This window comes from Paenibacillus lactis (assembly GCF_017873605.1).
Taxonomy (GTDB): Bacteria; Bacillota; Bacilli; order Paenibacillales; family Paenibacillaceae; genus Paenibacillus_AQ; species Paenibacillus_AQ lactis.
On the sequence record NZ_JAGGKI010000004.1, the window covers coordinates 20,597 to 32,805 of the forward strand.

Consider the following 12,209-nt stretch of genomic DNA (forward strand, 5'->3'; position numbering starts at 1 on the left):
CCCGACTAAAATCCTTGCAAATTAGGTTTTGTGATGCCCATAGCCTCGGACGGTATCACGATTCGACTTCGGATGCCGGACGAAGCTGTAATAGCGGGTCCCCTGAAAACGCAGCAGTCCCTCATCCCCTTCCGCACACATGCCGAATTCCTCGCCATTCACGACAAACTCCATCCTGTCGCCGCTTTCGACTTCGAACGTTAAATAATAGGTGGTTCGAGTACGGCTCGACATCGCTTCATCTGTATGATGCGTATGCTTCACTTCGGTCCGCTTGCTCACAATTTTAGAATCGACGGTTAGCAAAGGCTGTCGGTTGTTCTGGCTCCATTGCAATATTCCTTTCCCTGCCGACAGTATAATAATCCCGATGACGACGATGAAAAATATGGGCATAACGCTGCCGAAAAAATCGAACATCCACTCCGATCCCGATCCCATGCGGCTCCCCCCTCCACCTTGTCTTGAAATATGTATATGCTTAGACTCGGACAATTTAACTCCTTCGAAAGGGAAGTTTTAGCGAAAAATTTAGGAAAGTTGTCCACCAGAGAGCGTTGTTCGCGTCGCTTTTCGATATCCCATATAAAAAAGGCTTCACCGTCACGGATCTCCCGCCGGTAAAGCCTGGCTTATTCATGATTATAGACCTTGCCAAGATACCCCGCCATCCGTGCTCATCATCAGACGGGAGCGTTTCTTGTCTTCCGTTTCAATCAGGAGCCAGCCGACGTCTGATGAAATAAACTGCATTTTCACCACTTTCGGGTACTTTTTCAAATTGCTTGTCAACAGCTCATCCCTTGGATACGGCTTCCAATTCCGGCCCATATCGGTTGTATGGTACACGATGCCGTTCACCATTGCCCATCCGTCATGCAGTCTGCGGAACACCGGTTGGATGCTGCCTTTGTTCGGATCCCCCGTCATTGGGAACGAAACCAAATTCCATGACCTCCCAGTATCGGCTGTAAAATAACCCATGTACTTAGGGGCATCTTTGACCATGCACACAACGGGGATATAGACCTCTTCGCCAACGAAACCGAGCGCTTGGGGCGTACCTGCATAGACCGAACCGCAGCGGTCGAGCGAATCGCTCTGGAATACCTGAGCGGAAGATTTCCATTGACTCCCGCCGTCGCGTGTGATGTACAGCTTGGACGATTGCAGCTCCTGCACCGTTGCAAACCCGACTTGAGGATTGGTGAACCTCATGCCGATCATGGAGCCTGTTCTTGGAATCACCGTTCCCGGTATACGGGTTCTTGGGTACTCTGTATTCTGCATAACCTCATGCCATACGATCCCGTCGTTGGTTCGATACAGCAGCTTCTCCTCCAAGCCTTTGGAGGAACTGCCTGAAGCCATGATCCAGCCTTGCTCTGAGGACACAAAGGATAGCGCCGTCACGATGCCGGATTTAGGAAGCGCCGATATTTTCCAGCTCTTTCCCCCGTCAGAGGTGTGAAGCAGCACGGTCTCCGTCGAGCCCTGCATGTTCCGTATGATCCATCCGTGATCCTTATCGGTAAATACGATATCTTTCCCATACACCAGCTTGCTGCCGAATTCGACATTGGACGAAGGCGAGATGTCCATCCACGTTTCACCATAATCCTGCGTCTGATAGAGTCGGAGCGAAGCGTTGGTGATTCCCCAGGCGATGCCTGTCGTTTCGCTTAACAGGTGAAAGTCGGTCAGCCGGGTATGTATCTGGTATTTGCTCTTCTCCTCCGGAGCTTTCTGGCTAGTCTCCGGCGTTACAAGCGTAATCACCTGTCCTTCTTCTTCCGCTGCATCCTGCATGATCGGTTCAGGAGGTCCTTCTGTCGAAGGCTGCTGTTGTTTTTTTACCGGCTCCGAGGTACATGACGCTAACATGCATACAATGAATGCCAGCGTGCTAAGCCGCAATAGAAAACGTCGTGGTCTCAAAACGGTTCCTCCTCTTCCATACCACTAAGCCAGGTTGCGTTTCTTCGACATTATAACATATTCATTCGATCAGATAAGTACAGATCCGGCTTGCAATATTTACAATCCTGTAGCTTTTTACGGATATTGTTCGTCAAGATGCATAAGGGAGCCCTCGGATTGGAAAACTTTTGAGGTGCAAGAAACCATATCATGCCCAGGGGGTGATTTTCGTGGCAAAACCGGACAATCGCGAAGATAACGTAGAGCATCTGCAGGATGCCGTGCAGAACACCATTGAAAACTTCCGCGAAGCTGAGGACTATTTGGAAGAGTTCGGCGATGAGATTCCTGCCTCGGAGAAGGAGCAAATCGAGGATCGCAATGAGCGCCGCAAGAGAAGCATCTCCGGCTTCCGTGAGGAAATTAAAGACGAGGCCGCCCATCAGGGCGAATAATCGGGATGTTGCCATAAGAAAATCAGGAGGTTCGCTTCTTATGCGCCTCCTGATTTTTTTGTAAATACATGAACCTTCCTATAATCGGGTAAATACCAGCTTCATGCCGATGATGGTGAAAATGCACCCTCCCAGGATGTTCATCCATTCGCCAAAACGCGATTTCGATAGAAGCCGCTGGCTGAATGCCCCCGCAAAGTACGCCAAGATCCCGAATATCAGACCGGTCAGGATGAGGAACATCATGCCTAAGATAAAGAGCTGTAAACCGGCATGACCTTGCTTATCATTGACGAACTGCGGAAGGAAAGAGAGAAAGAAAATCGCCACCTTCGGGTTCAGCACGTTCATGAGAAACCCCTTTAAGATCAAATTCCGGCCGGATTCAGGACTGCCTTCCCGAAGACCGATCGGATCCTTCCGGTGCTTAAACGACTTATAGGCAAGATAGAATAAATAACAGGCGCCCGCGATTTTAAACAGCGTAAACACCGTCGCAGACGTTTTAATGATGATGGATACGCCGAGCGCAGCTGCAAGCGTATGTACGATATTGCCTAAGCTCAAGCCGATGGCGCTTAATATGCCGGCCCTTTTGCCGCTGGTCATGCCCTGCGTAACGGCAAACAGCAGATCCGGACCCGGCACCAGGATAAGCAATATCGCCGATCCTAGAAACAGCATTAAAGAAGTGATGGTAAACATATATTCGGTCCTCTCTCTATCATGTTGAGCTGCGATCCTGCCATGGAAAGGGTGAATCGATCCCCCTGCATTGAATGATTACGTTATTTAACCACATCATATTTTAACACAGGAGCGTCATGACTGGCGGGAAAAATGATAAATGGAATCATTACTGTCCTGGGCCGTCTGCATCATCCGGTAAAAAGAGCCTGCATCAGGCAAGGCGCTTCCCGCTTCCCGAGCAGACTCTCCTATTCGTTATTCGTTTTCAATCAGGATAGGGCAAAATAATGATGCCCTTATAACGTTCCAGCGCCTTCGGCTGGTCTGTTATAAAATGGCGAATGGCCTTGACCCGCGCTTCCAGCTCAAGCTGCTCCGTGGTTCCTATTTGGACCGTGGACGCGGACGCGACAGACAAGACATCGACACGATTCACACGGATCAGATTATGCTCTTGGATGACGTCCATATCTACATCCGATGAGTCCGGTAATTTCGGGATATCTCTCGTAAAAATAGGGTAATCTTCAAAGCGGCCTTCATCCTCGTAAAAGACGGGCACCTGCCGTTGTACGGCGAGTGCCTGTGTATACGCATGAAGATCCTCGGATTTACCGCAAATACATGCCGAGCCGTCCGAGATGTTAATGATATGCATGTTCTCCACAAATACGTTTCGCTTCATGGAGCGGATCCCGATGCTAACGGTACGAGCGGACTGACGAGCAACGACTCCGATGGCGTATCGTATATCGATGAGCTGTTGATGATTTTCGTATCTCCGATTAACAGCACGGACGAGCTGGATACCGCGGTTACCCGGATGGAGCCCACATGCAGCTCCTTATTGATGACTGTCAGCTTCATTCCTTTTCCACTTCCCCTGCACTTGTTGAAGATGCTGATTGATTGCGTAAGCAATCTCCTTTTTGACCTGCTGCGCAATGGTTTGCTTCATCAGCACGGCGTCCGGCTCTTCGCCGCTCCGGCCGTATTGGTCCATATATACCTTGATGCGTTCCCCGACCTGTTTGCGAATGTCCTCGAGAATAATGGAAAGACTAGTTCCTGCTGAATCGACCGGAAGCTTTTTCAGACTCCGGTCAAGCTCCCCGGCGATATCATTATCCAGATATTGCGTAACGTCTTCGTAAATATCGGTATATGCTGCGCTTCCGCCATTGCCCCCTTGCGGCGGGACCAGAGATTGACCGTTAACCTCAATATCCCCTTCCGGCTTGCCGCCTGTAGGCATGACTCCGATATTCAATGTTCCTTCCAGCCTCTCGATTTTTAATAAATCAAAATGATATTCAATCCGGTCGGCAGCACTCGATTTGGACTGGCGCAGCGTATCCATTTCTGTCCTCAAATCCTTCACCATTTGCTCGATCCGACGTAACTGCTCCGCTTGGAGTTGAAGACCGTTCAGCAGCTGCTTTAAATGATACGGGTACATAGAACCCCCTCCCCTGCAATTGTATGCAGGGTGGAATCGCGTCATTCTTGCCTGTACAATCCTTCCTCGGGAGCAGGCAGGGGAACGATCGGGCTGGCGTTATCGATAGGCTCGAACTCTGGCGCAGGTCCGGTAAAACCACCGGTATTATATATATTGGATAAGGCTCTGATTTCTCCCGCAGTCCCAATCTGGAGCACGGATGAATTCGTTACGGCTTCCACGCGCAGTTGATGAATCGTAATGCTCTGATGAACCGTCACATTCACAATGTATCACAACCTTACTAAGCATTCGCGGAATCGATAAGGTCCGGATCCACCGTATTTAAGCTGTTGCCCTGGTTATTCGCGATATTGAGACCGATATTGTCGCCGGTATTGAACGAGTTGGAGCCCGAATAGGTTTTCGCGGAGCTGTTCAATACAATAGCACCGGTATTTCCAACCAAGACCGTAGAACTGGGGCCCACGTTAACAATCTTCATATTGCCGATAATCGAAACCACAATTCCACCTCTTTAATCAGAATCGTCCTTAAATAGGTTATGTAGATATATGCCCAGATGTCACTGCGACCTTCATTCGCCCATACAATGAATCAATGGCAAAAGGGGGTGAAGCATACTTGAGCTCCAAGAATCGACGTCCCGAATGGCTGACCCAGGATTCCTTCTTCAGCAGCAACCCGTTTCCGTTCAAAGACTTGAACAATCTGAGTGAAGACGTTCAGCTGGATGCGGCCATGATAGAGGATTATGTAAAAAACACCATCAATCAGGCTATATCAGGAAATGATATTCTCTCGAAACCGTCCGAGCTGCGTTATGAAACCTTTGATACCCATAAATTCCTTGTTGTGAAATGCCATGTTCCCATGCGCATTCACCCTGAGAATTTATGGGTGCAGGTGAACCGGACACATATTAAAATCAATGGACTTCCGAAAGAGCATGTCCAGATCATTCAGCTTCCTGCGCCCGTGCAGCCCTCACAAAGCATCGCTACGTACAAACAGTCCTCCCTGCAAATCAAAATGCCTAAATTGAGCAGCGGACGCTATCACGACGTACAGATCCGGTTTCTATGATTGTTCGGGAGCAGCGAAATGCGCGCCATCACCGTCAAATCGGGCCATTACACCGATGGCGCGCAGCAAGCTGTTTAATATGGGGTCTCTAACCCCTCCATTTAAAACATGCTCGATATGCATTAGGTAAGATCTAATGGCGGGAAGTTGTGGAAAAGAACTAGGGAGAGAGAAATGCTTTTTTCTATTGTGAATTTTTCATATGGTGAATTTATCAGGTTGTTTCTGTTCAAAATCTACATCCTATCGCTCCGGACCGGTAGCAGTCGATATGCCATTCGTTTTTAATTGCGTTGAGATCGTGACGCGACTCGTTTTTTGCTGCCTTCGCGAATACCGTGTTGACTTTGACATTAGTGCCAAGGTTTAGAATAAGACCGGATGACACATATAAGGAGGAACATCTAATGGTTAACGAATGGGGATTTTCCAGCCCTATTGGCAATGATTCAGAACGGCAAACGAAAGAAGCCGTCTCGGTGCTCGGACTTGGGCCTATGGGTCAAGCGCTCGCAGGCGCCTTTCTGAAGAACGGTCATCCGGTGACCGTATGGAATCGCACGCCCGGCAAATCGGATGAACTGACCCGGCAAGGGGCTGTTCTTGCGGAATCCGTGACGGATGCAGCAGCCGCAAGCGAGCTGATCATTATCTGTGTGCTCGATTATAATGCCGTGCGCTCCATTCTATCACCGGCTGTGGAAGAACTGAAAGGCCGAACCGTCATCAATTTGACGGCAGACACGCCGGAACGGGCCAGGGAGATGGCCGGCTGGGCATCTGCCAACGGCATTGATTACGTGGATGGGGCCATTATGACGCCAACCCCGACCATTGGCGAGGCCACGGCTGTCATTTTATACAGCGGCTCGGAGGATGTATACCTGCGGCATAGGCAAACATTGGCCAGCTTGGGAGGAAAGGCGTCTTACCTCGGCAGCGATCCCGGGCGTGCGGCCGCTTACGACATTACCTTACTTAATCTTTACTGGACGGCCATGAACGGTTATATGCATTCGCTTGCCCTTGCACGGGCCGAGAACATTGCAGCCTCTGATCTGGCTCCTTATGCCCATGGTATCGTAGCGATCATGCCTGCCATCATGACCCAACTTGCAGAAGAAGCCGACCGCGGCGTCTATCCAGGGGACCGCTCGAACATTATCTCTGCGGCTGCCTCAATGGAGCATATCACGCACGTTGCGGAGCATCACGGCCTTGACAGCAGCATACTTGGTGCGGGACTGACAGTCGCCAACAAGGCGATTCAGGCAGGGTTCGGGGAGGAAGGCTTCTCGCGTCTCGTTGAGTTCCATAAACGGTGACGATGCTCTCGAATCAACGCTCTGAATGGAGGAAAAAAAGCCCGAACGGCGTTTTAAACGCCGTTCGGGCCTCAATTCATAACGCCGTAGCCGGCTTCGGACATGCGGTCCTCCGCCATCTGCGGCACATCGTCTTTCATCCGGTTCATCTCGCCGATTTTCTCCTCAAGCCTCTGCTTGACGGCAGCGAGCCTTAGAATCCTGGCATTAATTTCGTCCAGCTTGTCTTCGTAGAAATCCATCATCTCTTCGCAGTATTCATATACTTCCGAATAATCATCATTACAGTCCAGAACCTCCGCGATTTCATCCGTCGTCAATCCCATTCCCAAATAGATTTGGATGGCCTTGACCCTTTCGACCGCGTCCTCATCAAACTCCCGGTAATCATTATCCAGGCGCTTCGGGCGAATCAGCCGTTTCTTCTCGTAATGGCGTATCGACCGGGCGCTTACACCTGTCAGTTTAGACAGCTGGCTAATTTTCATGAAGAAACCTCCTCGGTAAACAGGGATTCCCTTCCATTATAAACCTTGACACTAGTGTCAAGGTCAACGAATATTTTGCACTCTTAGCCCACAACGAATAGGCAAGTCAACCGAGTGGCCCAAAGGTCGGCTCTTGACTTGCCTATTCGTTGGTTCCGCAGCTCGGATCAGCCTTTAACCGCGCCTTCCGTCAATCCCTTTTGAATATATTTTGATATGAACAGATACACGATAAGCACCGGGATGACAGTCAAGGAAACGGCGGTAGCCATCAAGCCGAAGTCCGTCCCGTATTGGGAGCTGATTTCGTTAAGGAGCGCCACGATCGGGCGAACATTCTCCTTGTTTACGAAGATCAACGCCGAGAAGAGATCGTTATAAGACCACATGAAAACAAATATACTTGCCGATGCAAATACGGGCTGAGAGATCGGCACGAAGATCTTGGCAAACATCTGCCACCGATTGCAGCCGTCCATAAAGGCGGCTTCCTCCAACTCTTTCGGAATGGTGGACATATACCCCGCAATCACGAGAGTGGCAAAGGTCAGATTGCCAGCCGTCTGAGGGAAGATTAACCCCCAGTACGTATTGACGAGACTCGTTTTGATCAGAAGCTCGTACACGGGAACGACCGTTGCAAACGCAGGAATAAGCAGCGTCGCGTACAAAATGGAATAAATCGTTCTCTTTCCTCTAAAGTTGAATCGGGATAACACGTAGGCGGCTAATCCCCCGAGCAGAAGCACCAGAAATACGGTGCCGAACGACATGATCAAGCTGTTGATATAGCTGCGCCCGATATTGATACGGTCAAACGCATTTTGATAATTTACGAACACCGGATCCCAGGAGATGGCAAAGGAATTATTCATAACGTCCCTGGAAACCTTGAAGGAGTTGTTGACGATCCAGAACAACGGATAGATCGTTGTTAAAGACCATAGGGTCAATACGATATACATCACAGCGGTGCTTATTTTAAACCGACGCTTTTTCACTCGCTGCGTTTTGTGTTCAACGACGATGGTTGGCTCCATAACTGTACACCCCTATAATGCTTAGTATGTAATCTCATCTCTCTTCAGCAATCGGTTAGCGATGACCGCCAGCAGGACGCCGAAGACCACCATATAGATCGCCACGGTCGAACCGTAGCCGAAGTTCTGGTCTACCATGGCCTTTTTGTACATATAGGTTCCGAGCACCTCGGTCCCATTCTGGCCGCTCGTGATCACCCATACGAACTCGAACACTTTCAGTGTACCGGTGATCGCCAGTGTGATCACAACCTTGATATCGCTCATAATCAGCGGAATGGTCAGCATCGTCGTTCTCTTGAAGGCCGATATCCCTTCGAGTTTTGCTGCCTCGTAATAGTCCGAAGGAATTTTGGACATCGCTGTGAGGAACAAAACGAAATAAAACCCGACATAATGCCATACGGTCGGAATGGATACCGCTTTTAACGCATTCTTATCATCCAGCCACAGCACCTTCTCGATATCGAACTGGGCAAGCAAATTGTTAAGCAAGCCGAAATTGTAATTGTAGAACAGGACGAACAATAGCGATATAGCCGTACCGGAAATGACGACAGGGAAGAAAAAAACGGTCCGGTAGAATGATTTCAGCTTGGAAATATTGTCAACAAGGACGGCGAGCACGAGGGCAATACCGACCTGGAACACGATAACATACAGCATGATTTCTAATGTATGCAAGGTTGCCGCGCCGAGCAATTTATCCGTGAACAGTCTCTCGTAGTTCGCCCAGCCGACAAATTTCTTGTCGAAGAAACCGGTGGTCCGATAGAAGCTCAGGTACAAGCTCTTAAAGAACGGATAGTACAGGAAGATTGTCATGATCGCTACCGCAGGCAATAAAAACAGTACGATATACTTTCGATCACCCTTCATTTTTCATCACCTTTGAGGTTATTTTGTGCAATTCTCTCGAAATGACTACGCCGCCCGAATGAAAAACAACAGGGGCGGCGTTTCGTCACTTATAATTCTACCGTTTCTACAAACATGAATTATTTTTTGTTGGCGTCTTCAACCTTTTTCGCTTCGGCGATCGCATCTGTTGGCGATTTTTTGCCCTCAACGACTGGCTGAACGCTCGCACGCAGATTGCTGAATGTTTCCTGCGACACTTTGCTGTCTACCGGAGAGCTGATCGAATTCGCCTTCGCTGCCATCGCGAAGCCGTCAAGCGCAACCTGCGGCAAGCCGGTTACTTCAACGTCAGCTGCAGGCGTACCGCCGTTCGCGGAAGCGATTTTTTGAATGGTTGCCGGAGAAGTCAGATGCTTCAAGAGCTCAACCGCAGCATCCTTCTTGGCTGCATCATCATAGGTTTTCTTCGATAGATAGAAGCCGGATCCGAAACCGCCGACGATATCGTTGCCGCTGCCGGCGCCGCCAGGGACAGTCGGGAATGGCACGACGGTCGAATTGTCGCGAGTCTCGTCGCTCCAGCCGCCGACAGCCCAGGATCCTTCCAGAATCATGGCTGCAAGGCCTTCACTGTAGTAGTTTCCTGCCATGCCCAGGTCAATCGTAGCCGCGTCTTTCGGGAACGCTCCAAGGTCATACAGCTCCTTCATGGCTGCATAGCCCTTCTCCCAGTTCGGATCGATACTGTCGATCAGGCCCTTGGCCTGGCTTTCAGGACCGGCTGCAGACAGAATCGTATGCTCGATCAGATAGTGGGATTGGTCAAATGGTACGGATAAAGGAATAATGCCCTTCTTGGACAGCGTTTTCACAGCTGTCGTCAGCTTCTCCCAGTCGGTAGGAAGCTCCAAGCCGTTCTCCTCGAAAATCTTCTTGTTAACAAACAACCCTTCATAGAAACCGGTCAGTGGAGCCGCGTAGATGTTGCCATCCTTCTGTCTTGCAAGCTCCAGCGCATCCGGGATAAAGCCGTTCTTCCAGTCCGGGTTGGCATCAAGGAGTTCGTTCAAAGGAACGACCTTGCCTGCATTCACGAAGCCTTCAGCATCAGCCCCGATGAAGTAGAACAGCAGGTCCGGCTCATTGCCGCTGTTCATATCGGTATTGACCTTCGTTCTGAATCCGTCATCGTTGGCGGACATCGTGTCATTCTCGATCTTTACGTTCGGATGCGCTGCCGTAAATTCGTCCAGTGCGGACTGAAATGCTTCACGTGCTGCGTCCGTGCCGCCGAACGTCGAGAACACGCGGAGAGAAACGGGAGCTGCGTCATCCTTCTTATCAGGCGCAGGCGTTTCCGTGTTCTGCTTCTCGCCATCCGCCGCCGGCGTCGTGCCACCGTTGTTCCCGTTGTTTCCGCAAGCGGCAAGGAACATCGTGAGCATCAGCATGACACTCAGAAGTAACATTGAAGACCTTTTCATTTGGAATCCCCCTAAGTATTTTTTCATGACGTATGTATTACTTGCTGTCTACCAGCATTTTAGTCCATGCCTTGTTGGACCGATAGGGGGATAATCATCTTCTGATGGGGGAAATATTTCCAAGGGAATCAAGGGATATCCAATTCATTTCCATTTCCCTCCTGATTGAATATTGCACGGAAGGACTCCTGTTTAGCACGAAAAATGCAACGCTCAAACGTAAATAGGTGAGGCTTGGGTAACCGTGATTGGAGCACAGGAGATAGATACGAGGGAGGTTAATATCGTTTCTATTGTGAATTTTTCATATTGTGTAATATTGGAATAAGTAGATGTGTTGATGTGCTAATATTGCTTAGAACCATGCCGATTCTGACCATAAAAAAAAGCCCGGATCGGGCACGGAAGGCTGACTTTGTCACCATCAATCCCGAATCGAGCTTTTGCGACTAAAATATCGAAATCATTATACTTTGCCGACCCAATCACTTCCGGCAACCTCTTTCCACCGGCTTCGGATCGCTTGATAGGTCTCTTGGGGCAGCATGCCATCTCGCAGGAGCTGCGCATTCTGGTGCCATCGGTCCGGATTGCCCGTACCGACGATAGCCGTAGCGACGCCTGGCGTGCTTAATGTAAACTTCATCGCGATTTCGACGCCCTGCTGCACATCATTCAGAAAATCATAGTTCAATTCCTGAAGCCGCAGCCAATACGGATACGCGTAATCATCCTCGCTTAAACGCTCATGCTTCCAGGCTACATTCGCTATAGGGCGCTTGGCGATGATCCCCATTCCCTGCTTCACCGCCAAGGGGATCGTCAGCTCGATGGCTTCCTGATCCGCGATGTTCACTGAGGTCTCAAAGCTGTCAAAGACGCCGGTCTCAACCGCATATCGGGCGCTCGTCGAATCGCCGCTGTATCCGATATATCGCGTCTTCCCCTGCTCCTTGGCTCTCTGCAGCACCTCGATTACTTCTCCTCGCCGGAGAATTTCTTCAGAGCAGCTGTGGAGATGGACGACATCGACATAGTCTACCTTGAGGCGCTTCAGACTGCGGTCAATGCTTCTTGCAAGCAGCACCGGATCCCAATCCGGATAATCCATCCCTGACGCGTGACCGCATTTCGTAAACAGATAACAATCATCCCGTCTGCCGGCCAATGCCTTCCCGATCAGTTCCTCGCTGTTGCCGTAGCATTCCGCCGTATCGATCATATTCAGTCCTGCATCCATGGCGCTGTGCAGCAGCCGATCAACCGTGCGCTGGTCGGCCTCCCCGATTTCCGCACCGCCGAATCCCAAAATACTGACAGACATATCCGTGTTTCCAAACGCTCTCCGTTCCATCCCTTCACGCTCCTCTACTGTCTGATCGCAGCATCCGATCTTAA

Annotated in this window: 16 protein-coding genes; 3 read left to right on the top strand and 13 right to left on the bottom strand. The window is 50.0% G+C overall.

Annotated elements, in window-relative coordinates:
- Nucleotides 1–21: 21 nt before the first annotated feature.
- Complete coding sequence (locus J2Z18_RS08660) at nt 22–441, bottom strand: DUF2500 domain-containing protein (protein WP_007130052.1); 420 nt, start codon at nt 439–441, stop codon at nt 22–24.
- 201 nt (nt 442–642) lie between these two features.
- Entirely contained in the window at nt 643–1,938 is a 1,296-nt protein-coding gene (locus tag J2Z18_RS08665; RefSeq protein WP_007130051.1) for a WD40/YVTN/BNR-like repeat-containing protein, read from the bottom strand.
- Between the two features lie 212 nt (nt 1,939–2,150).
- Between J2Z18_RS08665 and tlp the strand changes: the two genes are divergently transcribed.
- The gene (gene tlp, locus J2Z18_RS08670; RefSeq protein ID WP_007130050.1) at nt 2,151–2,375 is read left to right on the top strand and encodes a small acid-soluble spore protein Tlp; all 225 of its coding nucleotides are present in this window, start codon (nt 2,151–2,153) and stop codon (nt 2,373–2,375) included.
- A gap of 78 nt (nt 2,376–2,453) precedes the next feature.
- Here the strand turns inward: tlp and J2Z18_RS08675 are convergent, their stop codons facing one another.
- The 6 genes from J2Z18_RS08675 to J2Z18_RS08700 all read right to left on the bottom strand — a co-directional run bounded on the left by J2Z18_RS08675 (nt 2,454) and on the right by J2Z18_RS08700 (nt 5,032).
- On the bottom strand, nt 2,454–3,080 hold the full coding sequence (locus J2Z18_RS08675; RefSeq protein WP_007130049.1) for a LysE family translocator: 627 nt from the start codon (nt 3,078–3,080) through the stop codon (nt 2,454–2,456).
- A 250-nt stretch (nt 3,081–3,330) separates the two neighbouring features.
- The gene (locus J2Z18_RS08680; RefSeq protein ID WP_007130048.1) at nt 3,331–3,750 is read right to left on the bottom strand and encodes a spore germination protein GerPE; all 420 of its coding nucleotides are present in this window, start codon (nt 3,748–3,750) and stop codon (nt 3,331–3,333) included.
- A complete protein-coding gene (locus J2Z18_RS08685) occupies nt 3,747–3,932 on the bottom strand; it encodes a spore germination protein GerPD (protein WP_007130047.1) in 186 nt (61 codons plus the stop codon). The genes J2Z18_RS08680 and J2Z18_RS08685 overlap by 4 nt, the downstream gene beginning before the upstream one ends.
- A complete protein-coding gene (gene gerPC / locus J2Z18_RS08690) occupies nt 3,910–4,524 on the bottom strand; it encodes a spore germination protein GerPC (RefSeq protein ID WP_007130046.1) in 615 nt (204 codons plus the stop codon). Before gerPC ends, J2Z18_RS08685 begins: the two co-directional genes overlap by 23 nt.
- Before the next feature lie 41 nt (nt 4,525–4,565).
- The gene (locus tag J2Z18_RS08695) at nt 4,566–4,793 is read right to left on the bottom strand and encodes a spore germination protein GerPB (protein ID WP_040738616.1); all 228 of its coding nucleotides are present in this window, start codon (nt 4,791–4,793) and stop codon (nt 4,566–4,568) included.
- A gap of 17 nt (nt 4,794–4,810) precedes the next feature.
- A complete protein-coding gene (locus J2Z18_RS08700) occupies nt 4,811–5,032 on the bottom strand; it encodes a spore germination protein (RefSeq protein WP_007130045.1) in 222 nt (73 codons plus the stop codon).
- A gap of 119 nt (nt 5,033–5,151) precedes the next feature.
- On the opposite strand from J2Z18_RS08700, the gene J2Z18_RS08705 reads away from it, so the two are divergent.
- A complete protein-coding gene (locus tag J2Z18_RS08705; protein ID WP_007130044.1) occupies nt 5,152–5,613 on the top strand; it encodes an Hsp20/alpha crystallin family protein in 462 nt (153 codons plus the stop codon).
- Nucleotides 5,614–6,020: 407 nt separating this feature from the next.
- Nucleotides 6,021–6,938: an NAD(P)-dependent oxidoreductase gene (locus J2Z18_RS08710; RefSeq protein ID WP_007130043.1), complete on the top strand. Its 918-nt coding sequence runs from the start codon at nt 6,021–6,023 to the stop codon at nt 6,936–6,938.
- 71 nt (nt 6,939–7,009) lie between these two features.
- Here J2Z18_RS08710 and J2Z18_RS08715 read toward each other — a convergent pair whose 3' ends face one another.
- The 5 genes from J2Z18_RS08715 to J2Z18_RS08735 all read right to left on the bottom strand — a co-directional run bounded on the left by J2Z18_RS08715 (nt 7,010) and on the right by J2Z18_RS08735 (nt 12,165).
- Nucleotides 7,010–7,426 carry a MerR family transcriptional regulator gene (locus J2Z18_RS08715; RefSeq protein WP_007130042.1) on the bottom strand — a complete coding sequence of 139 codons (417 nt, stop codon included), beginning with the start codon at nt 7,424–7,426 and terminating at the stop codon, nt 7,010–7,012.
- A gap of 167 nt (nt 7,427–7,593) precedes the next feature.
- The gene (locus tag J2Z18_RS08720; protein WP_007130041.1) at nt 7,594–8,466 is read right to left on the bottom strand and encodes a carbohydrate ABC transporter permease; all 873 of its coding nucleotides are present in this window, start codon (nt 8,464–8,466) and stop codon (nt 7,594–7,596) included.
- A 21-nt stretch (nt 8,467–8,487) separates the two neighbouring features.
- Nucleotides 8,488–9,345, bottom strand: a complete 858-nt coding sequence (locus J2Z18_RS08725; protein WP_007130040.1) for a carbohydrate ABC transporter permease — start codon at nt 9,343–9,345, stop codon at nt 8,488–8,490.
- Nucleotides 9,346–9,464: 119 nt separating this feature from the next.
- A complete protein-coding gene (locus J2Z18_RS08730) occupies nt 9,465–10,811 on the bottom strand; it encodes an ABC transporter substrate-binding protein (protein ID WP_007130039.1) in 1,347 nt (448 codons plus the stop codon).
- A gap of 466 nt (nt 10,812–11,277) precedes the next feature.
- Nucleotides 11,278–12,165 carry an aldo/keto reductase gene (locus J2Z18_RS08735; RefSeq protein ID WP_007130038.1) on the bottom strand — a complete coding sequence of 296 codons (888 nt, stop codon included), beginning with the start codon at nt 12,163–12,165 and terminating at the stop codon, nt 11,278–11,280.
- Nucleotides 12,166–12,209: the final 44 nt, after the last annotated feature.